Annotated in this window: 24 protein-coding genes; 23 read left to right on the plus strand and 1 reads right to left on the minus strand. The window is 73.8% G+C overall.

What is annotated here, in order from left to right; all coding sequences use genetic code 11:
• Positions 1 to 278: 278 nt before the first annotated feature.
• The gene (locus QWY29_RS10845) at positions 279 to 653 is read left to right on the plus strand and encodes a single-stranded DNA-binding protein (protein WP_300960793.1); all 375 of its coding nucleotides are present in this window, start codon (positions 279 to 281) and stop codon (positions 651 to 653) included.
• Here the strand turns inward: QWY29_RS10845 and QWY29_RS10850 are convergent.
• Positions 631 to 1,752, minus strand: a complete 1,122-nt coding sequence (locus QWY29_RS10850; protein WP_300960794.1) for a DUF1015 family protein — start codon at positions 1,750 to 1,752, stop codon at positions 631 to 633. The two genes, QWY29_RS10845 and QWY29_RS10850, sit on opposite strands and share 23 nt — an antisense overlap.
• Before the next feature lie 47 nt (positions 1,753 to 1,799).
• Between QWY29_RS10850 and QWY29_RS10855 the strand changes: the two genes are divergently transcribed.
• From QWY29_RS10855 to QWY29_RS10960, 22 genes are all read left to right on the plus strand, one after another.
• Positions 1,800 to 2,813 (plus strand): HAD-IIA family hydrolase, encoded by a 1,014-nt coding sequence (locus QWY29_RS10855; protein WP_300960795.1) that lies wholly within the window; start codon positions 1,800 to 1,802, stop codon positions 2,811 to 2,813.
• Between the two features lie 10 nt (positions 2,814 to 2,823).
• Positions 2,824 to 3,066: a hypothetical protein gene (locus tag QWY29_RS10860; protein WP_300960796.1), complete on the plus strand. Its 243-nt coding sequence runs from the start codon at positions 2,824 to 2,826 to the stop codon at positions 3,064 to 3,066.
• 4 nt (positions 3,067 to 3,070) lie between these two features.
• Positions 3,071 to 3,910 carry a TlyA family RNA methyltransferase gene (locus QWY29_RS10865; protein WP_300960797.1) on the plus strand — a complete coding sequence of 280 codons (840 nt, stop codon included), beginning with the start codon at positions 3,071 to 3,073 and terminating at the stop codon, positions 3,908 to 3,910.
• Positions 3,911 to 3,942: 32 nt separating this feature from the next.
• Positions 3,943 to 4,851 (plus strand): NAD kinase, encoded by a 909-nt coding sequence (locus tag QWY29_RS10870; protein ID WP_439117422.1) that lies wholly within the window; start codon positions 3,943 to 3,945, stop codon positions 4,849 to 4,851.
• 1 nt (position 4,852) lies between these two features.
• Positions 4,853 to 6,619, plus strand: coding sequence for a DNA repair protein RecN (gene recN, locus QWY29_RS10875; protein ID WP_300960799.1), 1,767 nt, complete (start codon positions 4,853 to 4,855; stop codon positions 6,617 to 6,619).
• Positions 6,620 to 6,889: 270 nt separating this feature from the next.
• Complete coding sequence (gene steA, locus QWY29_RS10880; protein ID WP_300960800.1) at positions 6,890 to 8,074, plus strand: putative cytokinetic ring protein SteA; 1,185 nt, start codon at positions 6,890 to 6,892, stop codon at positions 8,072 to 8,074.
• Positions 8,071 to 8,964 carry a copper transporter gene (locus QWY29_RS10885; RefSeq protein ID WP_300960801.1) on the plus strand — a complete coding sequence of 298 codons (894 nt, stop codon included), beginning with the start codon at positions 8,071 to 8,073 and terminating at the stop codon, positions 8,962 to 8,964. The genes steA and QWY29_RS10885 overlap by 4 nt, the downstream gene beginning before the upstream one ends.
• Before the next feature lie 31 nt (positions 8,965 to 8,995).
• Complete coding sequence (pyrG, locus tag QWY29_RS10890; protein WP_300960802.1) at positions 8,996 to 10,693, plus strand: CTP synthase; 1,698 nt, start codon at positions 8,996 to 8,998, stop codon at positions 10,691 to 10,693.
• Between the two features lie 243 nt (positions 10,694 to 10,936).
• Positions 10,937 to 11,545: an NUDIX domain-containing protein gene (locus tag QWY29_RS10895; RefSeq protein WP_300960804.1), complete on the plus strand. Its 609-nt coding sequence runs from the start codon at positions 10,937 to 10,939 to the stop codon at positions 11,543 to 11,545.
• A 73-nt stretch (positions 11,546 to 11,618) separates the two neighbouring features.
• On the plus strand, positions 11,619 to 12,734 hold the full coding sequence (ald, locus tag QWY29_RS10900) for an alanine dehydrogenase (protein ID WP_300960806.1): 1,116 nt from the start codon (positions 11,619 to 11,621) through the stop codon (positions 12,732 to 12,734).
• 26 nt (positions 12,735 to 12,760) lie between these two features.
• Positions 12,761 to 13,702, plus strand: coding sequence for a site-specific tyrosine recombinase XerD (gene xerD / locus QWY29_RS10905; protein WP_300960808.1), 942 nt, complete (start codon positions 12,761 to 12,763; stop codon positions 13,700 to 13,702).
• Entirely contained in the window at positions 13,702 to 16,308 is a 2,607-nt protein-coding gene (locus tag QWY29_RS10910) for a DEAD/DEAH box helicase (RefSeq protein ID WP_300960809.1), read from the plus strand. Before xerD ends, QWY29_RS10910 begins: the two co-directional genes overlap by 1 nt.
• A gap of 165 nt (positions 16,309 to 16,473) precedes the next feature.
• Positions 16,474 to 17,889 carry a glucose-6-phosphate dehydrogenase gene (gene zwf, locus QWY29_RS10915; RefSeq protein WP_300960810.1) on the plus strand — a complete coding sequence of 472 codons (1,416 nt, stop codon included), beginning with the start codon at positions 16,474 to 16,476 and terminating at the stop codon, positions 17,887 to 17,889.
• Entirely contained in the window at positions 17,882 to 19,708 is a 1,827-nt protein-coding gene (locus QWY29_RS10920; protein WP_300960811.1) for a glycoside hydrolase family 15 protein, read from the plus strand. The genes zwf and QWY29_RS10920 overlap by 8 nt, the downstream gene beginning before the upstream one ends.
• A 95-nt stretch (positions 19,709 to 19,803) precedes the next feature.
• On the plus strand, positions 19,804 to 20,094 hold the full coding sequence (locus QWY29_RS10925; protein WP_300960812.1) for a GNAT family N-acetyltransferase: 291 nt from the start codon (positions 19,804 to 19,806) through the stop codon (positions 20,092 to 20,094).
• 330 nt (positions 20,095 to 20,424) lie between these two features.
• Positions 20,425 to 21,330 carry a ParA family protein gene (locus QWY29_RS10930; RefSeq protein ID WP_439117420.1) on the plus strand — a complete coding sequence of 302 codons (906 nt, stop codon included), beginning with the start codon at positions 20,425 to 20,427 and terminating at the stop codon, positions 21,328 to 21,330.
• Positions 21,327 to 21,728 (plus strand): hypothetical protein, encoded by a 402-nt coding sequence (locus QWY29_RS10935; protein WP_336621841.1) that lies wholly within the window; start codon positions 21,327 to 21,329, stop codon positions 21,726 to 21,728. The genes QWY29_RS10930 and QWY29_RS10935 overlap by 4 nt, the downstream gene beginning before the upstream one ends.
• 7 nt (positions 21,729 to 21,735) lie before the next feature.
• Complete coding sequence (locus tag QWY29_RS10940) at positions 21,736 to 22,596, plus strand: segregation and condensation protein A (protein WP_300960815.1); 861 nt, start codon at positions 21,736 to 21,738, stop codon at positions 22,594 to 22,596.
• Positions 22,589 to 23,344 carry an SMC-Scp complex subunit ScpB gene (gene scpB / locus QWY29_RS10945; protein WP_336621842.1) on the plus strand — a complete coding sequence of 252 codons (756 nt, stop codon included), beginning with the start codon at positions 22,589 to 22,591 and terminating at the stop codon, positions 23,342 to 23,344. Before QWY29_RS10940 ends, scpB begins: the two co-directional genes overlap by 8 nt.
• Positions 23,341 to 24,099, plus strand: a complete 759-nt coding sequence (locus tag QWY29_RS10950) for a pseudouridine synthase (RefSeq protein WP_300960816.1) — start codon at positions 23,341 to 23,343, stop codon at positions 24,097 to 24,099. Before scpB ends, QWY29_RS10950 begins: the two co-directional genes overlap by 4 nt.
• A 40-nt stretch (positions 24,100 to 24,139) precedes the next feature.
• Entirely contained in the window at positions 24,140 to 24,934 is a 795-nt protein-coding gene (locus tag QWY29_RS10955; protein WP_300960817.1) for a helix-turn-helix domain-containing protein, read from the plus strand.
• A 10-nt stretch (positions 24,935 to 24,944) separates the two neighbouring features.
• The gene (locus tag QWY29_RS10960) at positions 24,945 to 25,385 is read left to right on the plus strand and encodes a VOC family protein (RefSeq protein WP_300960819.1); all 441 of its coding nucleotides are present in this window, start codon (positions 24,945 to 24,947) and stop codon (positions 25,383 to 25,385) included.
• The last annotated feature ends 99 nt before the right edge of the window (positions 25,386 to 25,484 follow it).

Raw genomic sequence — 25,484 nt, forward strand, 5'->3', positions numbered from 1 at the left:
GTTAAGCCTTTCAGCGCCGATGGTACTGCAACCGCGAGGTTGTGGGAGAGTAGGACGCCGCCGGACATACCATTAGCAAGCGGGGCCATACCTTCGGGTATGGCCCCGCTTCGCATTTCCCAGGGAATTGTTCCTCGGTGGGGCCGGCAGGCCGTCTCGGTACCGCCCGCCGCGTGTTCTCCACAGGTGCGACTCGGACAGCACTTTCCACACGACCACCGGTCGCGCCGCAGCGCCGTCGGTGCCGGCGCCGAGCGTGGTGCTCGGAGGTGATGTGCATGTCTGCACGCACGAAGGAGAAGGTCCCGGCCACTGACGGCCGGGTGGAGCACGTGAACGAGGTCCGGCTGGTCGGACGGGTGACGCAGGCCCCGGAGGAGAAGCTGCTGCCCAGTGGTGACGCCGTCTGGACGTTCCGGCTCGCCGTGACCCGTACGGGGGACCGCAGCAGGTCGAAGCAGACCGTCGATGCCCTGGAGTGCGCGGTGTGGGCTGCCCGCCCGCGCCGCAGCATCGCGACCTGGGGCGTCGGGGACGAGGTCGAGGTGGCCGGCGCGCTGCGTCGGCGGTTCTTCCGCGCGGGCGGCGGCGCGGGGTCGCGGACCGAGGTGGAGGTCCGTACCGCCCGGGTCATCCGTCGTGCAGCTGCCTGATGAGCACGCCGACGCTGGGCTTGGGCTGGAACGAGGTTGCCTTCTGGGGGAGCAGCCGGTCGTCGGCGACGATCCGCAGCACGCTGTCGACCGCCGGTGCGGGGACCAGGACCGCTGTCCCGGAGCTTGCGCCGGCGTGGGCGAGGACGTCCTCGGCGGAGTGGTGGTAGCCGATCCGCTGGGGGCCGCGCGGCAGCGCAGGGACGACGTCCTCGTGGAGGACCTCGATGGCGAGCCGGTCCGGGGTCACCGGGACCTGGAGCGTCGCCCAGCTGCTGCCGTCGGTGACGACGAGGGTGCCGGGAGCCAGGGCGTCGACGGCGGCGCCGGGGGAGAGGTGCTCGAAGCGCAGGCCCACGTGCTCGGCGGCCGCACGGACGTCCTCGACGCGGCTGCCCACCAGGAGGCGGTGGATGGCCCCGAGGAACAAGGGGGTGTCGTCCTGGTCGACGAGCATGGCGAGCCCGCCACCCACGGAGCCGGGCGCGCGTCGGGCCAGGCGCAGGTAGGCGCTGTAGCGGTGGTGCCCGTCGGCGATGAGCGCGCGGGTCCCGGCCAGCTGCTCGGCGAGGACCGCCTGCAGGTCCGGGTCGCGCACGGCCCAGACGCGATGCTGCTGGCCGGCCCGGTCGGTGAACTCGCGCAGCGGGCTGCCGGACCTGACCTGGCGCAGCAGCTCCCGCGTCTCGGGCCGGCCGTGGTGCACCAGCAGGATCGGGGCCGGGTTCAGCTCCATCTGGGCCATGCGGTCAGCCAGCTCGTCGGCCTGCGTGGGGTGGATGCCCTCGTGGGGATAGATGGCCCGTTCGGCCCGGGTCGTGGCCCGGCGGGAGACGTCCAGGACGCCGACGAGCCCGCGCACCGTGATCCCGCCGGCGGTGTACTCGTGCAGGTAGAGCGCGGGTCCCTCGTCACGGCTCAGCTGCCCACGGTCCTCCCACTGGTCGAGCCGCTCCGGGACGCCGCTGTAGGGGCGGGCGAAGGCGCGTGCCGAGGCCGGGTCGCCGATCCGGCGCGCAGCCATCATCAACGCCCGGAACGGCGCGAGCACGAAGGGACCGGCGACGTACGGCGGGGTCACCACGGCGCTCGGGTCCATCGACGCATCGTAGGCTGCGCGCTCCACGACGCCAGAAGGAGGCGACGGTGCTGCAGCCATCCACGACCGCGCTCAGCCAGGTGCACGACCTGGCCATGCTCGACCTCGACGGCGTGGTCTACGTGGGTGGGGACGCCGTGCCCGGTGCACCCGCCCACCTCGAGGCTGCGCGGGGCGCCGGTCAGCGCCTGGCGTTCATCACCAACAACGCCTCGCGGCCCCCGAGCACGGTGGCCGAGCACCTCACGCGGATCGGGGTGCCGGCCGCGGCCGAGGACGTCGTCACGTCGGCCCAGGCCGCCGCCCGCCTGCTCGCCGACCGGTTGAAGCCGGGCGCGCCGGTGGTGCTGCTCGGGGCTGCCGGCCTCGAGGAGGCCGTGCGCGCCGCCGGGCTGACGCCGGTCGGGGTGGAGGACGACGCCGAGGCGCTGGTGACCGGTTACGGCCCGGACGTGCTGTGGCGCGAGATCATGCAGGCGGCGGTGCGGGTGCGCGACGGGCTGTGGTGGGTCGCCTCGAACACCGACCTGAGCATTCCCACGTCCTACGGCACGGCCCCGGGGCACGGCGTGCTGGTCGAGACCGTGCGCCGGTTCGCCGAGGTGCATCCCGTCGTGGCGGGCAAGCCCGAGCGTCCGCTGCTCGACGAGACCGTCCGACGCGTCGGCGGCGAGCGGCCGCTGATGGTCGGGGACCGGCTCGACACCGACATCGCCGGCGCCCGCGCCGCTGGGATCGCGTCGTTGCTGGTGCTGACCGGCGTCACGGGGCTGGCCGAGCTCGTCGCCGCAGCGCCGGAGGAGCGCCCGACGTACCTCGCCCCCGACCTGGCCGGCCTGCTCCAGCCGCACCCCGAGGTCGACGCCACCGACGGGGACGGCCGGTGCGAGGTCGGCGGCTGGCGGGCCGGCGTCGTCGAGGGCCGGCTTGCCGTCGAGGGAGCCGGCGAGGTGGCCGACTGGTGGCGGGCCGTCGCGGTCGCCGGGTGGGCGCACCTGGACGCCGCGGGCGAGGCCGCGGACACCGGCGGCCTGCGGCCCCCGGGGCAGGGTGACGGGTAACCTCACCCGCATGGACCAGGAGCCTGACCAGCCCGCCGACGGCGCGGCGGACAGCGGACCGGTGCGCACGGGCGTCGCGCGGGTCGACGAGGTCCTCGCCGCCGTCGAGGAGCTCGAGGAGCGGCCGATCGAGGAGCACGTGGGTGTCTTCGAGACCGCTCACGGCGAGCTGCGGCGCGCCCTGGACGGCGACCCGCGGGCCGGAACCCCGTCGGCGCCCGCCTCCACCTCCTCGACGACCGACCCCGCCTGACGTCGTGCCCCCTCGTCGACTCCGGCTGGACGCCGAGCTGGTCCGCCGCGGCCTCGCGCGGTCCCGCGAGCACGCCAGCGAGCTGATCGCGGCCGGGCGGGTGACCGTGCAGGGTGCGCGGGCGACCAAGCCGGCGACCGGCGTCACGACCGACGTCGCGCTGGTCGTCGCCGCCGACCCGGACCGTCCGGACTACGTGTCCCGGGGCGGGCACAAGCTGGCCGGGGCGCTGGCGGCGTTCGAGCCTCTCGGCCTCGCGGTCGCGGGCCGTCGCTGCCTGGACGCCGGCGCGTCGACCGGCGGCTTCACCGACGTCCTGCTCCGCCAGGGCGCGGCGCAGGTGGTGGCCGTCGACGTCGGCTACGGGCAGCTGGCCTGGCGGCTCCAGCAGGACGAGCGGGTGGTCGTGCACGACCGCACCAACATCCGCGAGGTCTCCCAGGAGCTCATCGGCGGCCCCGTCGACCTCGTCGTGGGCGACCTGTCGTTCATCTCCCTCGAGCTCGTGCTGGACGCGCTCCTCGCCGTCACGTCCGACGACGGTGACCTGGTGCCGATGGTCAAGCCGCAGTTCGAGGTCGGCAAGGACCGCGTCGGCAAGGGTGGGGTGGTGCGTGACGTCGGGCTGCGGGCCGAGGCCGTGCTGGCCGTCGCCGACGCGGCCGCCCGCCGCGGCTGGGGAGCGCGGGCCGTCACCGTCAGCCCGCTGCCGGGGCCGTCGGGCAACGTGGAGTTCTTCCTGTGGCTGCGCAAGGGCCCGGCCACCATCGATGCCGACGAGGTCCACAGGGTCGTGCGCGGCGGACCGCCGTCGTCGGTGCCCGGTGAGAGGGTGGATCCGTGACCACCTCCGCACCGCCGACCCGGCGCGTCCTCATGATCGCCCACACCGGGCGCGCCGAGGCCCGCGAGGTCGCGCTCGCCTTCTGCAAGGCGCTGAGCGCGAGCGGGATCGTGGTGCGGCTGCTCGCGACCGAGGCGGCCGACCTGGAGCTGGACCCGGCGGCGTACTCCCCGTCCATCGAGGTCGTCCCCACCGAGGAGGGTGCGGCCGCCGACTGCGAGCTCGCGGTGGTCATCGGCGGCGACGGCACGATCCTGCGCGCTGCGGAGATCACCTACACCAGCCGGACGCCGGTGCTGGGGGTCAACCTCGGCCACGTCGGGTTCCTCGCCGAGGCGGAGGTCGACGACGTCCAGTCGACGATCGACGCCGTCGTCGGGCGGCGCTACGTCGCCGAGGACCGGCTGACCCTCGACGTGCGGGTGCTGCGCGACGGCGAGCTGGTGACCCGGACCTTCGCGGTCAACGACGCCAGCGTGGAGAAGGCCGCCCGCGAGCGGATGCTCGAGGTGGTCGTCGAGGTCGACGGCCGCCCGCTGTCGCGGTGGGGCTGCGACGGCGTGGTGTGCGCGACGCCCACCGGCTCCACGGCGTACAACTTCAGCGCCGGCGGCCCGGTCGTGTGGCCGGGCGTCGAGGCGCTGCTCATGGTCCCGATCAGCGCGCACGCGCTCTTCGCCCGCCCGCTGGTGGTGGCCCCGACCTCGGTGCTCGCCGTCGAGGTGCTGGCCCGGACCGAGGGGGCCGGCGTGCTGTGGTGCGACGGTCGGCGCACGGTCGACCTGCCGCCGGGCGCGCGGATCGAGGTGCGTCGCGGTGAGCACCCGGTGCGGCTGGTGCGGCTGCACGACTCCCCGTTCACCGACCGGCTGGTGGCCAAGTTCGGCCTCCCGGTCGAGGGCTGGCGGGGCCAGGCAGAGCGACGACGACGGGAGGCGTGAGGTGCTCGAGGAGATCCGGATCGGCTCGCTCGGCGTCATCGACTCCTCGACCCTCGAGCTGGGGCCGGGGCTGACGGTCATCACCGGCGAGACCGGCGCCGGCAAGACGATGATCGTGACCGCCCTCGGGCTGCTGCTCGGCGGTCGTGCGGACAGCGGTGCCGTGCGGTCGGGTGCACGTGCGGCGCGCGTCGAGGGCGTGGTGGACGCGCGCACGCTCCCGGACTTCGCGGCTGCGGCCGAGGAGGCCGGGGGAGCGGTCGAGGACGACCGCGTGGTCCTGGCGCGCAACGTCTCGGCGGAGGGCCGCTCCCGCGCCTACGTCGGCGGTGCCACCGTGCCGGTCTCGACCCTCGCGGAGCTCGCCGAGCCGCTGGTCGCCGTCCACGGGCAGTCCGACCAGCACCGGCTGCTGCAGCCGCGCCGGCAGCGCGAGGCGCTGGACCGGTTCGGCGGCGAGGCGGTGACCGGTCTGCGGACCAGGTACCGCGAGGTGCACGCCCGGCTCGAGGCCACCGAGCGCGAGCTCGGCGAGGTCGTCGCCTCGGCGCGGGACCGTGCCCGGGAGGCCGACCTGCTGCGGTTCGGGCTCGACGAGGTCGAGCAGGTCTCGCCCGAGCCGGGGGAGGACGCCACACTGGCTGCCGAGGAGACCCGGCTGGGCTTCTCCGACACGCTGCGGACCGCTGCCGAGGTGGCACGGGAGGCGTTGTCCAGCGAGCACGGGTCGCCCGACGCCCTGGCCACGGTCTCGGCCGCGCGGTCCGCGCTCGACGGCGTGCGCGAGCACGACACGGAGGCCGCCGAGCTCGCCGACCGGCTCGCCGAGGTGACCTACCTGCTCTCCGACGTCGCGGCCGACGTGGCGTCGTACGCGACCCGGATCGAGACCGACCCCGCCCGGCTGGCCGCGGTCTCCGAGCGCCGGGCGTCGCTGACCGCGCTGACGCGGAAGTACGGCGAGACCATCGACGAGGTGCTCGCCTGGGCGGAGACGTCCTCGCGGCGGCTGCTCGAGCTCGACGGCACCGACGAGCGGATCGAGGAGCTCCGCTCGGAGCGCGAGGCGCTGCGCGCCGAGCTGGCCGACCTGGCGGGTGCGCTCAGCGCCGCGCGGACCGAGGCGGCGGGCCGGCTCGCCGACGAGGTCACCGCGGAGCTCGGCCTGCTGGCGATGCCGCACGCGCGGATCGCCGTGGAGGTGCGGCAGACCGAGCTGGACCCGGACGACGCGCCCGGTGGCCCGTCCGGAGCCCACGCCCCGCTGCTGGTCGGCGGCCGGCACCTGCGCTACGGCTCCTCGGGCGTCGACGAGGTCGAGCTGCTGCTCGCGGCGAACACCGGTTCGGACCCGCGTCCGCTTCACAAGGGTGCCTCCGGCGGTGAGCTCTCCCGGGTGATGCTCGCCCTCGAGGTGGCGCTCGCCGGCACGAGCCCGGTGCCGACCTTCGTCTTCGACGAGGTCGACGCCGGGGTGGGCGGCACGGCGGCGGTCGAGATCGGCCGGCGGCTCGCGCGGCTGGCCCGGTCCGCCCAGGTGCTGGTCGTCACCCACCTGCCGCAGGTCGCGGCGTTCGCCGACCGCCACGTCGTGGTGGAGAAGTCCAACGACGGCACGATCACCAGCTCCGGGCTGACGGTCCTCGACGACGCCGCCCGGGAGCGGGAGCTCTCGCGGATGCTCGCCGGCATGACCGAGAGCGACACCGCCCTGGCGCACGCCCGGGAGCTTCTCGAGGTGGCCTCCACCGCCCGCGCCCTCGCCTGACCCGCGGCCTGTTCGCCAGCCGAGGCACTGGGCGCCTGTGTGACTGTGTGACTGGTGTGACTCGTGGGGCTGGAGGGGTCGGGAGCATCCCAAGTTAACTTGGGATGCACACGCTTCCCTGCCGATGCATCGGCCGCGGAGCGGGAGGGATGGCCGCGGAGTGAGCCCGGTGCACGGTCCGGTCGGCGCGGGTGACGTCGCCCACGCCGACGCGCCCGGCCGCGGGTGATGCGGGGGAGGGCCCGCGGGGTTTGTGACCATGGATCGGTCATGAGACTCCCCACCCGACAGCAGACCTCCGTCCTGCCCGGGGTGGCCGGCACGGCACGCGTGGAGCGACGTCCTCGGGTGCTGCTCCCGCGCCTCCGGCCCGGCGACATCGCGGTCCTCGAGCACTCGGCGCTCGACCGGGCGACGGCCCAGCGGCTCGTCGACGCCCAGGTCGCGGCGGTCGTCAACGTCGCGCCGATGGTGTCCGGCCGCTACCCGAACCTCGGTCCGGAGGTGCTGCTGCGCGCCGGGGTGCCGATGGTCGACGGCGTCGGGACCACCGCGCTGGCCGCGCTGACCGACGGCCGCCGGGTGCGGCTGCACGCCGGCAACGTCCTCGAGGACGACGGGGCCGGGGGCGGGCGGGTGCTCGCCAGCGGTCGCGCGCTCGACCGGGAGACCGTCGAGGCGGAGCTGGTCGGCGCGCGGCAGGGCCTCGCGACCCAGCTGGAGTCCTTCACCCACAACAGCACCGCCTTCCTCCAGCGCGAGCAGGACCTGCTGCTCCACGGGATCGGGGTGCCGGTGCCCGGCACGCGGATCGCCGGCCGGACCGTCGTCGTGGTCGCCGACGGCCCCGACGTGGAGGCCGAGCTCGTGCGGCTGCGCCCCTACCTGCGTGAGCAGGAGCCGGTGGTGGTGGCCGTGGGCCGGAGCGCGGAGGCGGTCCGCGACATCGGCCGGCGCCCGGACGTGGTCGTCGTCGACGCCGACGAGCCCGAGGGCGTACCGTCCGCCGCCGCGCTGAAGGCGGCTCGCGACGTCGTCGTGCGCACCGGACGTGGGACGAGCGGCGGCGAGCTCGTCGAGTCGCTCGACCGGCTCGGGATCAGGCCGCTGCGCATCGAGACCGACGCGACCGCCGAGGACGCCGCGCTGCTGCTGGCCGGTGCCGGCGACGCCGCGGTCGTCATCGGCGTGGGGATGCGCGCCAGCCTCGAGGAGTTCCTCGACCGCGAGCGCTCCGGCCTCGCCAGCACCTACCTGACGCGGCTCAAGCTGGGCGCGCGGCTCGTCGACGCGGCGGCGGTGCCCTACCTGTACTCCGGGCGCGTGCGCCCGCACCACCTGCTCCTGGTCATGGTCGCCGGGTTCGTCGCGCTCGCGGCGGCCGTCGGCGTGACCCCGGTCGGCCAGGAGTGGGCCGACCAGCTCTCCGACACCCTGCAAGGACTTCTCCCGTGATCACCTACCGCCACCACGTCGTCTCCCTCGTCGCGGTGTTCCTGGCCCTGGCCGTCGGCGTCGTCCTCGGCGGTGGGCCGTTGAGCGAGCTCGGCCGCGACGACGGGCAGCCGACGCCCGCCCGCGCCGTGACCCAGCAGGCGCGGCTGGCGGCGGGTTACGGCGACACGTTCGCCGCCGCCACGGCCGAGCAGCTGTACGACGGCCGGCTGGCCGACCGGCCCGTGGCCGTGCTGGCGATGCCCGGCGCCGACGACAGCATCGTCGCGGGGCTGACGGAGCAGGTGGAGCTCGCGGGCGGCTCGGTGACCGGGCGGTACGACGTGCGCCCCGCGCTGCTGGCGGCCTCGGAGAAGGCGCTGGTCGACACGCTCGGCAGCCAGCTGGCGGCCGAGCTCGGCGCCGGCGTGGTGGACGCCGACGCGGCGACGTACGCCCGGATGGGCCAGCTGCTCGGCGTCGCGCTGGCGACGACCGGCGAGCAGGCCGGCGACCCGACGGAGGACGCCCGCACCGTGCGGCAGAGCCTGGCCGGCGCCGAGCTGGTGGTCTCGCCCGACGTCGACACGCCGAGGGCGCCAGCGGTGCTCGTGGTGCTCGGCGACGACGGGCCGACGCCCGCCACGCTGGCGGTCCTCGACGGGCTGCTCAGCGGTGCGGCGGAGACCTCGCGCGGCGTCGTGGTGGCCGCCCCGACCGACGCGGGCCGCAACGGCGGGCTCCTCGCGGCGCTGCGACGCGAGCCACTGGCGGACGTGGTCACGACCGTCGACGGCGCCGAGACCGCGCTCGGCCAGGTGACCACCGTGCTCGCCGTCCTGCGTCGTCTCGCGGGCGAGGGCGGGGAGTTCGGCGCGAACGGAGCAGACGGCGCCGTGCCGTTGGGCTGATCTCGCCGTTCCTGGGATAGCATGGAGTCCCGTGAAGAACCCGACGCCCACCAAGCACGTGTTCGTGACCGGAGGCGTCGCCTCCTCGCTGGGCAAGGGTCTGACGGCCTCCAGCCTCGGTCGGCTGCTCCGCTCGCGCGGACTGCGCGTGACGATGCAGAAGCTCGACCCGTACCTCAACGTCGACCCCGGGACGATGAACCCGTTCCAGCACGGCGAGGTCTTCGTGACCAACGACGGGGCCGAGACCGACCTCGACATCGGTCACTACGAGCGGTTCCTCGACACCGACCTGAACCAGATCGCGAACGTCACCACCGGCCAGGTCTACTCCAGCGTGATCGCCAAGGAGCGCCGCGGCGACTACCTCGGCGACACCGTCCAGGTGATCCCGCACATCACCAACGAGATCAAGGACCGCGTGCGGGCGATGGCCGGCGAGGGCGACGACGCCGTCGACGTGGTCATCACCGAGGTCGGCGGCACCGTCGGCGACATCGAGTCGCTGCCGTTCCTCGAGGCCGCGCGGCAGGTGCGCCACGACGTCGGTCGCGACAACTGCTTCTTCATCCACGTCTCGCTCGTGCCCTACATCGGCCCCTCGGGCGAGCTGAAGACCAAGCCGACCCAGCACTCGGTCGCCGCGCTGCGCCAGGTCGGCATCCAGCCCGACGCCGTCGTGTGCCGCGCCGACCGCGAGCTGCCCGAGAGCATCAAGCGCAAGATCGCCCTGATGTGCGACGTCGACGAGGAGGCGGTCATCACCTGCGCCGACGCCCCGTCGATCTACGACATCCCCAAGGTGCTGCACCGCGAGGGCCTCGACGCCTACCTCGTGCGCCGCCTCGACCTGCCGTTCCGCGACGTCGACTGGACCGCCTGGGACGACCTGCTGCGCCGCGTGCACCACCCGCGCGAGGAGGTCACCGTCGCGCTCGTCGGCAAGTACGTCGACCTCCCCGACGCCTACCTCTCCGTCGGCGAGGCGCTGCGGGCCGGCGGCTTCGCGCACGAGGCCAAGGTGCACCTGCGCTGGGTGCCCTCCGACGAGTGCCAGACCGCGGCCGGGCAGCAGCGGCACCTCAGCGACGTGGACGCGATCTGCGTCCCGGGCGGCTTCGGCATCCGCGGCCTCGAGGGCAAGCTCGGAGCCCTCACCTACGCACGCACGCACCGCATCCCGACGCTCGGGCTCTGCCTGGGCCTGCAGTGCATGGTCATCGAGTACGCCCGCAACGTCGCCGGCCTGACGCACGCCGACTCCACCGAGTTCGACCCCGGCACCGCCGAGCCGGTCATCGCGACGATGGCCGAGCAGAAGGAGTACGTCGAGGGCGAGGGCGACCTGGGCGGCACGATGCGGCTCGGGCTGTACCCCGCGGCGCTGGCCGAGGGGTCGATCGTGCGGGAGGTGTACGGCGCCGCGGAGATCGAGGAGCGGCACCGTCACCGCTACGAGGTCAACAACGCCTACCGCGACCAGCTTGCCGACGCCGGCCTGGTCTTCTCGGGCACCAACCCCGAGCACGACCTGGTGGAGTTCGTCGAGCTGCCTCGCGACGTGCACCCCTACTACGTCTCGACCCAGGCGCACCCCGAGCTCCGCTCGCGCCCCACCCGGCCGCACCCGCTCTTCGCGGGCCTGGTCGGCGCGGCGATCGAGCGGCAGCGCGAGCTGCGGTTCCCCATCGACGTCGACGCCCCCGCCGAGGCGCCGGCCGACGCCTGAGCCCACCCCGGCTGGTGGGTGCGCGGTGCCGCCCGGGGTGGGGGTCGGGGCCTGCGGCTCCCGCCGGACGGGCAGGCCCGGTCTGCCAGGCCTGCGCTCGTGCCTCGCTCCGGCCCGCCAGACCCAACCACGATTGGGCCTGCCCGCCCGTCGTCCGCCTCCGGCCCCGACCCGCGCGGCGTACCCGTCCTGCGAGTCGTCCTCCGGCGCGGCAGCGGTGGGCTGGTGGGTAGCGTCGCGGGCATGGTGAACCTGGAGGACCGGGCCGAGCGGTGGCCGGTGGAGGAGAGCAGCTACCTCTACGAGGGGGACTGGGTGGTCTCGCTGCGGGCCGACCGGGTGCGGCGGGAGGGGGCGGAGGGCGAGGAGCCGTTCCGCCGGATCGTGCTGGAGCACCCTGGTGCGGTGGTGGTGCTGGCGGTCGACGACGGGGACCGGGTGCTGTGCCTGGAGCAGTACCGCCACGCGGCGGGACGGCGGTTCGTCGAGCTGCCGGCCGGTCTGCTGGACGGGCCGGCCGAGGAGGACCCGCTGGACGTCGCGCGGCGCGAGCTGCGCGAGGAGGCGCTGCTCGAGGCGCAGGAGTGGACCCACCTGGGGACGACCTGGTCCTCGCCGGGGATCTCGGCGGAGGTGATGCACCTGTTCCTGGCCCGCGGCCTGACCAGCACCGACCGGGGCGACTTCGTGCTGCAGCACGAGGAGGCGGACATGGTGACCTTCTGGGCGCCGTTCGCCGAGCTGCGGGCGGCGGTCGTGGAGGGGCGGGTGGCGGACGGGCCGTTGGTCCAGGCGGTCCTGCTCGCGGAGGCGAGGGGGCTGGTGGGGAACGGCGCGACGCCACCCACGTGACACCTCGCGGCGGTAGTGTCGCGACGTCGTCACGACGAGGTGGCGGCGTACCCGCGGCAGACAGGAAGCGCCCGTGAAGGTCGGTGTCCCCAGAGAGGTCAAGGACCACGAGTACCGCGTGGCCATCACCCCCGTCGGCGTCCACGAGCTGGTCGCGCACGGGCACGAGGTGCTCGTCGAGACCGGTGCGGGTGTCGGGTCGTCGATCCCCGACGAGGAGTACGCGGCCGCGGGCGCCAGCATCGTGACCGACGCCGACGACACCTGGGCCGCCGCGGACATGGTGCTCAAGGTGAAGGAGCCGGTCGCGGAGGAGTACCACCGCCTCCGCGAGGGTCTGACCCTCTTCACCTACCTCCACCTCGCCGCGGACAAGCCGCTCACCGAGGAGCTCGTGGCGCGCGGGGTGACCGCGATCGCCTACGAGACCGTGCAGCTGCCCTCGGGCGGGCTGCCGCTGCTCTACCCGATGTCGGAGGTGGCGGGCTGCCTGGCACCCCAGGTCGGGGCGTACTCGCTGCTCAAGGCCGAGGGCGGCCGCGGCGTGCTGCTCGGCGGCGTCGGTGGTGTGGCCAACGCCAAGGTGGTCGTGATCGGCGCCGGCGTCGCAGGCCAGAACGCCGCCAACATCGCCCTCGGCATGGGGGCCGACGTCACGCTGCTCGACACCGACCTCGACAAGCTGCGGATGTCGTTCTGGCGCTACAACAACCGTGTGCACGGCCTGGCGTCCTCCAAGCTCGCGATCGAGCAGCAGGTGACCGAGGCCGACCTGGTCATCGGCGCGGTGCTCATCCCCGGCGCCGCCGCACCCAAGCTCGTCAGCAACGACCTGGTCGCGGCGATGAAGCCCGGCTCGGTGCTCGTGGACATCGCGGTCGACCAGGGCGGTTGCTTCGAGGACACTCGGCCCACGACACACTCGGACCCGACGTACCAGGTGCACGGCTCGACGTTCTACTGCGTGGCAAACATGCCCGGCGCGGTGCCCAACACCTCGACCTACGCGCTGACCAACGCGACCCTGCCGTACGTCGTCGCGCTGGCCGGCAAGGGCTGGGAGCAGGCGTGCCGCGAGGACCGGTCGCTGGCGCTGGGCCTCAACACCCATGCCGGGCGGCTGACGAACAAGCCGGTCGGCGAGGCCGTCGGCATCGACGCCGTCACCCCCGACGAGGTGCTGGCCTGAGCACCCAGCAGCAGGAGCAGCGCCAGGTGGGCCCGGTCGCGCGGGCGGTCCGGACCTACCTCGACCACCTCTCGGTGGAGCGCGGCCTGGCGGCCAACACGCTCTCGTCGTACCGCCGCGACCTGCGCCGCTACCTCGAGCACCTCGACGGCCTCGGCGTCACTGACCTGGCGGAGGTGACGGAGGCGACGGTGTCGGGGTTCCTGGCGCGGCTGCGCGAGGGCGATGCCGACCACCCCCCGCTGAGCTCGACCTCGGCCGCGCGCACCGTCGTCGCGGTGCGCGGCTTCCACAAGTTCGCGGTCGCCGACGGGCTGGCGCAGGTCGACCCCGCCAGCGGGGTCAAGCCGCCGACGCCGGCCAAGCGGCTGCCCAAGGCGCTGCCGCTCGCCGACGTCGAGGCGATCCTGGAGGCGGCCGGGGCCCCGGGCACGGCGCTGGCGCTGCGCGACCGGGCGCTGCTCGAGGTGCTCTACGGCACCGGCGCCCGGATCTCCGAGGCCGTCGGCCTCGACGTCGACGACCTCGACCCCGTGGACGGCACCGTGCTGCTGCGCGGCAAGGGCAGCAAGGAGCGGCTGGTGCCGGTCGGCTCCTACGCCCGCGAGGCGGTCGACGCCTACCTCGTGCGCGGCCGCCCGGAGCTCGCGACGACGGCCTCGGCCGCCACCGCGGCCGGCAACGGCGGCGCGCTCTTCCTCAACGCCCGCGGCGGCCGGCTCTCGCGCCAGTCGGCCTGGGCCGTGCTGGTCAAGGCCGCCGAACGGGCCGGCGTGACCGCGGACGTCAGCCCCCACACGCTGCGCCACTCCTTCGCCACGCACCTGCTCGACGGCGGCGCCGACGTGCGCGTCGTGCAGGAGCTGCTGGGGCACGCGTCGGTCACCACCACCCAGGTCTACACACTGGTCACCGTGGACAACCTGCGTGAGGTCTTCGCGACCGCCCATCCCCGGGCCCGCGACTGATGGCCCGCTTCGCCGTACCGACGACCGACGACCCCGACGAGGTGTACGACGCCCTCACCGGCTGGGTCGAGTCCCAGGGGCTCGAGATGTACCCCCACCAGGAGGAGGCGGTCATCGAGCTGCTCGGCGGCAGCAACGTCGTGCTGGCCACGCCGACCGGGTCCGGCAAGTCGCTCGTCGCCACCGCCGCGCACGCCGCCGCCCTGGCCACCGACCGGGTCAGCTTCTACACCGCCCCGATCAAGGCGCTGGTCAGCGAGAAGTTCTTCGCGCTGTGCGAGGTCTTCGGCGCCGACGACGTCGGCATGCTCACCGGCGACGCGGCGGTCAACCCGGACGCGCCGATCATCTGCTGCACCGCCGAGGTGCTCGCCAACATCGCGCTACGCGAGGGCTCGCGCGCCGACGTCGGGCTCGTTGTCATGGACGAGTTCCACTACTACGGCGACCCGCAGCGCGGCTGGGCCTGGCAGGTGCCGCTGCTGGAGCTGCCGCAGGCGCAGTTCGTCCTCATGTCGGCGACGCTGGGCGACGTCAGCGCGCTCGCCAAGGACCTCACCCGCCGCAACGGCCGCCCGACGGCGCTGGTCGACCAGGCCGAGCGGCCCGTGCCGCTGCACTTCAGCTGGTCGCTGACCCCGATGGGGGACATGCTCGAGGAGCTGGTCACGACCGGGCAGGCGCCGGCGTACGTCGTGCACTTCACCCAGGCCGCCGCGGTCGAGCACGCCACGTCGCTGCTCTCCGCGAAGAAGATCGAGAGCGCCGACAAGGACGCGCTGGCCGAGCGGCTCGCCGGCTTCCGGTTCGGCGCGGGCTTCGGCAAGACCCTCGCCAAGCTGCTCAAGCGGGGGATCGGCGTCCACCACGCCGGCATGCTGCCGCGCTACCGCCGGCTGGTCGAGCAGCTCGCCCAGGCCGGCCTGCTGACCGTCATCTGCGGCACCGACACCCTGGGCGTCGGCATCAACGTGCCGATCCGCACGGTGCTCTTCACCGGCCTGGCGAAGTACGACGGCACGCGGCAGCGGGTGCTGCGCTCGCGGGAGTTCCTCCAGATCGCCGGGCGCGCGGGCCGCGCGGGCTACGACACCGTCGGGTACGTCGTCGTCCAGGCGCCCGAGCACGTCATCGAGAACGAGAAGGCCAAGGCGAAGGCCGAGGCCAAGAACGCCGCGATGAGCGAGGAGAAGCGCGCCAAGCGCAAGTCCAAGGCCCAGCTGAAGAAGGCACCCGAGGGTGCGGTCGTGTGGACCGAGCAGACCTTCGAGAAGCTCGTCGCCGGCGTGCCGGAGCCGCTGAGCAGCCGGATGAAGGTCGACAACGCGATGCTGCTCAACGTCCTGGCCCGCGAGGAGGACGCCTTCGGCGTCATGCGCCGGCTGATGCAGGACAACCACGAGGAGCGGCGCAGCCAGCTGCGGCTCAGCCGCCGTGCCCTGCGCCTGGCACGCAGCCTGGTGCGCTCCGACGTGCTCACCCGGCTCGACGAGCCCGACGAGCACGGCCGCCGCTACGTGCTGACCGTCGACCTGCCGCCGGACTTCGCCCTGAACCAGCCGCTCGCGCACTTCGCGCTGGCCGCCCTGGACGTCCTCGACCCCGAGGCGGAGGAGCACACCCTCGAGATCGTCTCGGTCGTCGAGGCGGTCCTGGAGGCGCCGCGACAGATCCTCTTCGCCCAGCAGCACGCCGCGCGCGGCGAGGCGGTCGCGGAGATGAAGGCCGACGGCCTGGAGTACGACGAGCGGATGGCCCTGCTCGACCAGATCACCTGGCCCCAGCCGCTGCGCGAGCTGCTCGAGGCGACCTACGAGCTCTACCGCCAGGGGCACCCCTGGCTGCCGCCGGTCGAGCAGAGCGAGTCGTTGGCGCCGAAGTCGATCGTCCGCGAGATGTACGAGCAGGGGATGACGTTCACCGACTTCGTCTCCCGCTACCAGCTCGCCCGCTCCGAGGGACTGGTGCTGCGCTACCTCACCGACGCCTACCGCACGCTGCGCCAGACCGTGCCCGAGAGCCACCGCACGCCCGAGCTCGAGGACCTCGTCGAGTGGCTGGGCGAGACCGTGCGGCAGACCGACTCCTCGCTGCTCGACGAGTGGGAGGCGCTCAGCGATCCCGACCACGTGCGGCGTGACGTCGCTGAGCACGCGCCCCCGCCGCCCCCGCGGCCGATCTCCAAGCAGGACCGGGCGTTCCGGGTGATGATCCGCAACGCCATGTGGCGCCGGGTCGAGCTGGTCGCCCGCGACGACCTGGACGGGCTGATGGCGATGGAGCGCGCCGACGCCCAGCGGGCCGACCCGCCGCTGGAGGTCGTGGTGACCCGGTCGGTGTGGGACGCCGGCATCGAGGACTACTTCGCCGAGCACGACACGCTGCTCACCGACGGCGACGCCCGCGGGCCCGACCTGCTGGAGACCCGGCCGGCCACGCCCGACGAGTCCGGCCTGGAGGGCCGGGCGTGGTTCGTGCGGCAGACGCTGCACGACCCCGAGGGCAACCACGACTGGGTCGTCGACGCCGTCGTCGACCTCGACGCCTCCGACGAGGCCGGCGAGCTGGTGCTCCAGACGCGGGCGTTCCACCGGCTCGGCGGCTGAGCGGTCCTGCCCGCCGGCGGCGGGTTTCGAGACAGGCGCTGCGCGCCTTCCTCAACCAGCCGGAAAGTCTCGGGTGGTTGAGGAGGTTGCGCAGCACCCGTCTCGAAACCTCCCGGGCGGGCCTGCGGGTGTTTGGTCGGGTGGGTGGTCGGCCACCGAGGGGGTGTGACCGAGAACGACCTGACGCCCCACGTCCTGGTGCTCTTCGGAGCCCGCGGCGACCTCGCCAAGCGCAAGCTCTACCCCGGGCTCTACGAGCTCGCGGCCGCCGGGCGGTTGCCGGCGGCGTACTCCGTGATCGGCAGCGGACGGCACGCGCCGGACTCCCTGGAGGAGTTCCAGGGGCTGGTGCGGGACGCGGTGACCGACAGCGTGGACGAGGTCGACGACGGGGTGCTGGAGGACCTCGTGGGCCGGGTGTCGTTCCAGACGTCGTCGGCCGACGACGGGTCCGACCTGGCCGCCGCGGTGCGGGAGGCGGAGGAGGACCTGGCCGAGGGCGGGTCCACCGACGACGTACGCCGCCTGGTCTACCTCTCCGTGCCGCCGTCGGCGATGCAGGGGATGATCGGGATGCTCGGCCGCGAGGGGATCGTGGAGCGCGCGCGGCTCGTGGTCGAGAAGCCGTTCGGGCTGGACCTGGAGTCCTCCCGCGAGCTGGACCGCACGCTGAAGGACGTCGTCGACGAGGACGCGGTCTTCCGCATCGACCACTTCCTGGGCAAGGAGGCGGTGCAGGACATCCTCGCGCTGCGCTTCGCCAACCGGCTGCTCGAGGCCGCCTGGTGCGCCCGCGACATCGCCTCGGTCCAGATCGACGTGCCCGAGGAGCTCGGGCTCGAGGGCCGCGGCGGGTTCTACGAGGGCACCGGCTGCCTGCGCGACATGATCTCCACCCACCTGTGCCAGCTCCTCGGCTTCGTCGCGATGGACCGGCCCCGCGACTTCAGCGCCGACGCGCTGCGCGACGCCAAGGCCGAGGTGTTCGCGGCGCTCCAGCCCTTCGACAAGGAGCACACGGTCTTCGGCCAGTACGACGGCTACCGCGACGAGGACGACGTCGACGACGACTCGCAGGTCGAGACGTTCGTGGCGCTCGAGGCGCGCATCGACAACGACCGCTGGCGAGGCGTGCCCTTCCACCTCCGCACCGGCAAGGCGCTCGCCGAGGGGCGCCGCACGATCACGCTGCGGTTCAAGGAGCCCGACGACGCCCTCTTCGAGGACGTGAAGTGCCCCCACGAGCTGGTGCTCGAGCTGACCGACGAGCCGGAGGTCAAGGTCGACCTGCGCGCCAAGCGGCCCGGCCCGGAGATGCTCGTCCAGGACGCCACGATGCGGCTGGACCTGGAGACCGAGTTCCCCGACGCGGTGCCGCTGGAGGCCTACGAGCGGCTCCTGCTGGACGTGATGCGCGGCGACCAGGTGCTCTTCACCCGCTCCGACGAGGTCGACCGGCTCTGGCAGGTCTGCCAGCCGCTGCTGGACGACCCGCCCGCGCTGCAGTCCTACGAGCAGGGCTCGTGGGGACCCGAGGCCGCCTCGGCGATGCCCGACGGCGGCTGGCGGCTCGGTGGCTGACGCGGCCGCGGGGGAGCGCGCGTCGTACCCCCCGATCGCCGACCACGGCCTCGTCGGCGACCTGCGCACCTGCGCCCTCGTCGACACCCACGCGACCATCGACTGGCTGTGCGTGCCGCGCTTCGACTCACCGAGCGTCTTCGGCGCCCTGCTCGACCCCGACGCCGGGTCGTGGCGGCTCGAGCCGGTGGGGGAGACCACGACGACCCACCAGTTCTACCTGCCCGACACCAACATCCTCATCACGCGCTTCCACACCGAGGACGGCGTCGCCGAGGTGCACGACTTCATGCCCGTGCTGCGTCCCGACGACCCCGACCACCGCCAACGCGTCGTACGCCGCGTGGCGGCCGTGCGGGGCACCACCCGCCTGCGGATGGTGCTCACGGCGCGGCCCGACTACGGCCGGGCGGGCGTGGAGGTCACCGAGGCCGGGGGTGGGCTGCTGCTGACCGGCGACGGCGTGCGCCTGGGCCTGTCCGCGACGACCGGTCTCGAGGTCGAGGGCGGCACGGTGAGCGCGGAGGTGGAGGTCTCCACCGGCGACCACGTGCTCTTCGCGCTCGAGGTGCTCGACGAGGACGGCGAGGTGCACCCGGGCGAGGACCTGGACACCGACGAGCTGTTCGAGGCGACCTCGGCGTACTGGCGCGGCTGGCTGTCGCAGTCGACGTACGTGGGCCGTTGGCGGGAGATGGTCAACCGCTCCGCGCTCACCCTGAAGCTGCTCACCCACGAGCCGTCGGGCGCGATCATCGCCGCGCCGACCACGAGCCTGCCGGAGGAGGTCGGGGGCAGCCGCAACTGGGACTACCGCTACGTGTGGGTCCGCGACGCGGCGTTCAGCCTCTACGCGCTGCTCAAGCTGGGCTTCACCGAGGAGGCCGCCCGCTTCATGGCCTGGCTCTCCGAGCGGATGGGGGAGGACGCGGACGTCGATGACGAGCTCGGTCCGCTGCGGGTCGCCTACGACATCGACGGCAACGTCCCCGAGGAGCACGAGCTGGGCCACCTGCGCGGCTACCGCGACTCCGCGCCGGTGCGGGTCGGCAACGCCGCCACCGGGCAGCTGCAGCTCGACATCTACGGCGAGCTGATCGACTCGGTCTACCTGTTCAACAAGTACGGCCCCGGCATCAGCCACGACGCCTGGTCCGACCTGACCCGGCTGCTGTCGTGGGTGATGGACAACTGGGACCGCGAGGACGCCGGCATGTGGGAGGTCCGGGGCGACACCCAGAAGCACACGGTCTCGCGGCTGATGTGCTGGGTGGCGGTGGAGCGGATGATGCGCACCGCCCGCCAGCGCGGGCTGCCCGGCGAGCTGGCGCGGTGGGCGGAGGTCCGCGACGAGATCTACGGCCGGATCATGGACGACTGCTGGGACGAGGAGCTCGGTGCGTTCGTCGCCCACGAGGGCGCCACCACCGTCGACGCGGGCGTGCTGCTGATGCCGATGGTCAAGCTGCTGGCGCCCAACGACCCGCGGTTCCTCTCGTCGCTGGCGGTGGTCGAGGAGCGGCTCGTCTCCGACACGCTGGTCTTCCGCTACGAGCCGGAGGTGACCGACGACGGGGTCGACGGGCGCGAGGGGACCTTCTCGATGTGCTCGTTCTGGTACGTCGAGGCGCTGACCCGCGCCGGCCGGCTCGACGACGCCCGGCTGGCGCTGGAGAAGATGTTCACCTACGCCAACCACCTCGGCCTCTACGGCGAGCAGGTCGGCCTCACCGGCGAGCAGCTCGGCAACTTCCCCCAGGCCTTCACCCACCTCTCGCTGATCAGCGCCGCCACCAACCTCGACGAGTCCCTCGGCTGAAGCGGCCCGACGGCGGCCTCGTGCTGCCCAGGGTGCGCCGGGCCGCTCTCCCAGCAGCACGAGGCCGCTCAGGAGAGCCCCGTACGGTGGCGGGCATGACTGACGAGACGCCGCAGGTGCGCAACGACGAGGCCGGGCAGCGCTGGGTCGCCGAGCTCGACGGCCAGGAGGCGGGGTACGCCGAGTACACCCGCGACGGCTCGGCGGTGACCTTCACCCACACGGTCGTCGACGAGGCGTTCGAGGGCCGCGGGGTCGGGTCGGCGCTGGCGCGCACGGCCCTCGACGACGTGCGGGGCGAGGGGTCGACGAAGGTCGTCGCGCAGTGCTCGTTCATCGCCGGGTGGATCGACAAGCACCCCGACTACCAGGACCTGCTGGCCTGATCGCTCTCCACAGATGAGTGCACAGGTCCGCTCCGGCCTGTGCACCTGAGCGGGGGCGAGTGCACACGTCGTGCACAGATCGGGCCGCGGGCCTGGGGGTTTCCCCGCTCGTGTTGTTGCGCGTCGGAGCCCGGTCCTAGGGTGCGCGGGACGGTCACAAGTCGTGATGTCGACAATCGTCCCCGCCTCGCGGCGTGGGTCGGGAACGAGGAGCAGCAGATGAGCGATGGTGGGTTCCACGCCGGTTCGGGTGCGCCCGAGATGCCGCCCCTGGTCCGCACACCGACCCCGCCGGCGCGACCTGCCGGACCGGTGGAGGACGATGCCCGCGTGACCGACCCGCTCCCGTTCGAACGTCCCGTCCAGGCTCCCGCGAAGCCGGCCGCCGACGGACCGAAGCTCGGTCCCACCGGCCGGCCGATGCCGGTCATCCCCGAGCCCCGCCCGGTGGCCGAGCACGGCCACGCCCGGGTGGTCTCGATGTGCAACCAGAAGGGTGGCGTCGGCAAGACCACGACGACCATCAACCTGGGTGCCTCGCTGGTCGAGCAGGGCCGCAAGGTGCTGCTCGTCGACTTCGACCCGCAGGGCTCGCTCTCGGTCGGACTCGGGCTCAACCCGCACGAGATGGACCTGACGGTCTACAACCTGCTGATGGAGCCCGACGTCACCCTCACCGACGTCGTGGTGCCCTCCGGCGTGCCGGGGATGGACCTGCTGCCCTCCAACATCGACCTGTCGGCCGCGGAGGTGCAGCTGGTCCACGAGGTGGCCCGCGAGCAGACCCTGCAGCGCGTGCTGCGGCCCGCGCTGACCGAGTACGACGTCGTGCTCATCGACTGCCAGCCCTCGCTCGGCCTGCTGACGGTCAACGCGCTGACCGCCAGCCACGGCGTGATCATCCCGCTGGAGTGCGAGTACTTCGCGCTGCGCGGCGTCGCCCTGCTCAAGACCACGATCGACAAGGTCCGCGAGCGGCTCAACCCCGACCTGGAGATCGACGGCGTGCTCGGCACGATGTTCGACGGCCGCACGCTGCACTCGCGCGAGGTCATGGAGCGGCTGGTCCAGGCGTGGGGCGACACGGTTTTCCACACCGTCATCCGCCGCACCGTGAAGTTCTCCGACTCGACCGTCGCCGGCGAGCCGATCACGTCGTACGCCTCGAGCTCCGCCGGCGCCGACTCCTACCGCCAGCTCGCCAAGGAGGTGCTCGCCCGGTGGCCCGACGCGTGAGCCTGCCCTCCGCCGACGACCTGTTCCGCCCCACCGTCGTCCCCGATGGCGAGGCGCCGGCCCCGAAGCCGCAGCAGGCGGTCCGGGCGGTCCCCGACCAGCCCGAGGACCAGCCCGAGGACCAGCCGGGAGCCCTGCCCCACGACCAGGCAGCGGAGCCGCAGAAGGGCGGCCGGAAGAAGCCCAGCGGCCGGGTGCGCCACGACGAGAAGATGACGGTCTACGTCACCTCCGAGGAGCTCCTCGAGATCGAGCACGCCCGCCTCGCGCTGCGCCGCGGGCAGGGCCTCGCCGTCGACCGCGGCCGGCTGGTCCGCGAGGCGGTCTCGCTGGTGCTCGCCGACTACGAGGCCCACGGCGACGACAGCGCGCTGGTCCGGCGGCTGACCGAGGGATGACCCCGGCATGACGGCCGTCGAGCAGGAGGAGGCGGGCCCGGGGCCCGCAGCCGGCTTCGAGCTGCACCTGGACAACTTCGACGGCCCCTTCGACCTGCTCCTGAGCCTGATCGCCAAGCACAAGCTCGACGTCACCGAGGTGGCGCTCTCGCGGGTCACCGACGAGTTCATCGCCCACGTCAAGGCCGGCGGCAGCGTCTGGGACCTCGAGCAGACCACGTCGTTCCTGCTCGTCGCCTCCACCCTGCTCGACCTCAAGGCCGCGCGCCTGCTGCCCCAGGGCGACGTCGAGGACGAGGAGGACCTCGCGCTGCTCGAGGCGCGCGACCTGCTGTTCGCCCGGCTGCTGCAGTACAAGGCCTTCAAGCAGGTCGCCGCCGTCCTCGAGACCCGCCTGGCCGGCGAGGCGCTGCGGCACCCGCGGGCGGTGGGGCTGGAGGAGCGGTACGCCACGCTGCTGCCCGAGGTGCTCATCGGCATCGGGCTCGAGCAGTTCGCGGCGCTGGCGGCGCGGGCGCTCGCCCCCAAGCCCGGCCCGCCCGAGGTCAGCCTCCAGCACATCCACGCGCCGCGGGTCAGCGTGCGCGAGCAGGCCGCCCTCGTGGTCGACCGGCTGCGGCGCAGCGGCACGATGACCTTCCGCACGCTCTGCGGGGACAGCCCCGACACGTTGACCACGGTGGCGCGGTTCCTGTCGCTGCTGGAGCTCTTCCGCGAGGGTGCCGTCGCCTTCGACCAGGTCACGCCGCTGGGGGAGCTGACGGTGCGGTGGACCGGTGAGGACGACACGGACGTCGACGAGCTGGTCCGCGACGAGTTCGAGGGTGCGCCGCCCGAGGCGGCCCCCCAGGGAGGCAGCGATGAGTGAGACCACCACCGAGGGACCGACGGCGCCGGCAGCACCGGCCGGGCCGGGCGGGTCGGGCGAGGAGCAGCTCGAGGTCGCCCTCACCGCGCTGCGCCCGTCGCTGGAGGCCGTGCTGATGGTCGCCGACCAGCCGCTGGACGCCGCCACCCTGGCCGTCGCGGTCGGCCGCCCGGTCGAGGAGGTGACGGCCGCGCTGGCCGACCTGGCCCGCGAGTACGACGACCAGGACCGCGGCTTCGAGCTGCGCAACGTGGCCGGCGGCTGGCGGTTCTACACCCGCGAGGCCTACGCCCCGGTGGTCGAGCGGTTCGTGCTGGAGGGCCAGCAGGCCCGGCTGACCCAGGCCGCGCTGGAGACGCTGGCGGTCGTCGCCTACAAGCAGCCGGTCTCCCGGGCCCGGGTCTCGGCGATCCGCGGCGTGAACGTCGACGGTGTGATGCGCACCCTGCTCAGCCGCGGCCTGGTCGAGGAGGCCGGGCAGGACCACGAGACGGGTGCGAACCTCTACCGCACCACCGGGTACTTCCTCGAGCGGATCGGCGTCACCTCGCTCGACGACCTGCCCGAGCTGGCGCCCTACCTGCCCGACATGGACGACCTGGAGGACGAGCTGTCCGCGATGAGCACCCCCACTCCCGAGCCGGTCCCGGCCCCCGACCCGCTGGGTGAGCCGGAGCCCGAGCTGCCCCAGCCCGCCCCCGGCACCGGCCCGGGCACCGAGCCCGACGGCGGGACGGAGCCCGCATGAGCGCCGGGAGGGAGATCCAGACCGACGAGGACGGGCTGATCCGGCTGCAGAAGCTGCTGGCGCAGTCCGGTGTCGCCTCGCGCCGCCGCTGCGAGGAGCTGATGCTCGAGGGGTTCGTCGAGGTCGACGGCGAGGTGGTCACCCGCCTGGGCACCAAGGTCGACCCGCGCACCGCGGTCATCCGCGTGGAGGGCCGGCGGCTGCCGCCGGTCTCGGCGCACGTCTACCTGGTGCTGAACAAGCCGCGCGGCGTGGTCTCGACGATGTCGGACCCCGAGGGCCGGCGGACGCTGCAGGACCTCGTCGACGACCGGCCCGAGCGGCTCTTCCACGTCGGCCGGCTCGACACCGACACCTCCGGGCTGATCCTGCTCACCAACGACGGCGACTTCGCCCAGCGGATGGCCCACCCCTCCTACGAGGTCGACAAGACCTACGTCGCCGAGGTCGAGGGCGAGGTCTTCCGCCGCACGGTCAAGGCGCTCCTGGAGGGCGTGACCCTCGAGGACGGACCGGTGACGGTGAAGAAGGCCAAGGTCGTCGAGACGTTCCGCGACAAGTCGATCGTCGAGCTGGTCATCCACGAGGGCCGCAACCGGATCGTGCGCCGGCTGCTGGACCACGTCGGGCACCCGGTCCGCCGCCTGACCCGCACCGCGATCGGGCCCGTGCAGCTGGCCGGCATCCCGTCCGGCGGGATGCGCGAGCTGACCATCGACGAGCTCGGCGCGCTGCTGGACTCCGCCTCGCTCTGACCCGCGACAGGCGGGGCCGGATCGGCCTACCGTGGGCGGCGTGCCGGTCCCACGGGCGCTGGAGCCGTACGTCGCCTCGCTGGCGGCGTACGACGTCGTGCTGCCCGGGCCGGGGACCCACCGCGGCCTGCCGTCCACGACGCTGACCCTCGTCCTCCCGGCCGACGAGCCGCTCGACGTCGCCTGGGCCCACGACGCGGGCAGCCGGGTCGTGGCGTGGTCGAGCGTGTCCGGCCTGCACACCACGCCGGCGCTCATCCGGCACACCGGCACGCAGCGCGGCGTCCAGCTGGCGCTCGCGCCGCTCGGCGCGCGCGCCCTGCTGGGGCTGCCCGCCGGGGACCTGGCCGGTCGGCTGCTGACCCTGGACGACCTCGGACGGCTCGCGCCGGCGCTGCGGCACCTGCCCGAGCGGCTCGCGGCGACGCCCGCCTCCGGGTGGACGGCCCTCGTCGCGACCGCGCTCACCGACCGGCTGCGGCAGCGCGACCCCGTCGGACCGCGGGCGGAGGTCGGGCGGGCGCTGGCGCTGCTCACCCGCGGGGTGCCGGTCGCCGCGACCGCGGACGACGTCGGCTACTCCCGCCGCCACCTCGGCACGCTGGTCCGCGCCGAGACCGGGCTCAGCCCCAAGCAGCTGCACCGGCTCGGCCGCTTCGAGCGCTCCCGTGGCCTGCTGGGCCGGCGCCGGCTCGCCGACGTGGCGGCAGCGTGCGGCTACGCCGACCAGGCGCACCTCACCCGCGAGTGGGCGGCGCTCGCAGGCTGCTCGCCGAGCACGTGGATCGCCGAGGAGCTCCCGTTCGTCCAAGACCAACCGGCCGACCACGGGTGAGGGTGGGGCCATGGACGAGACGACGACCGACCCCACGAAGGACCTCACGAACGACGTGACCGGCCAGGCGGCCACGATCCGCCTCTGGCACACGCTCGCCGTCCGGGACGCCCCGGCGATGATCGACTGGCTGCGCGCCGTCGGGTTCGTCGAGCACGCGACGTACCGCGACGAGGACGACCCCGACGTCGTGGTGCACGCGGAGTGGCTCTGGCCCGGGGGAGGCGGGCTGATGTTCGGCTCGGTCCGGCCCGGCGCGGCGGTCGACAACCCCGGCACCAGCGCGGCGTACCTCGTCGCCGACGACCCCGACGCCGTCGTCGACCGCGCCGTCGCCGCCGGGGGCACGGTGCTGCGGCCGGTGGAGGAGCAGCCCTACGGCGGGCGCGGCGGCAGCGTGGCGGACCCGGAGGGCAACCACTGGTCGGTCGGCAGCTACCAGCCGGGCTGAGCCGCGACCCGCCCGCGCGCCGCGCCCCGCTAGCCTTGCCGATCGACGACCACGTGAGACGACCAGGTGGACGACGACGTGGGACGACGGCGCGAGACG

This window comes from Nocardioides abyssi (assembly GCF_030412915.1).
GTDB classification, from domain to species: Bacteria; Actinomycetota; Actinomycetes; order Propionibacteriales; family Nocardioidaceae; genus Nocardioides; species Nocardioides abyssi.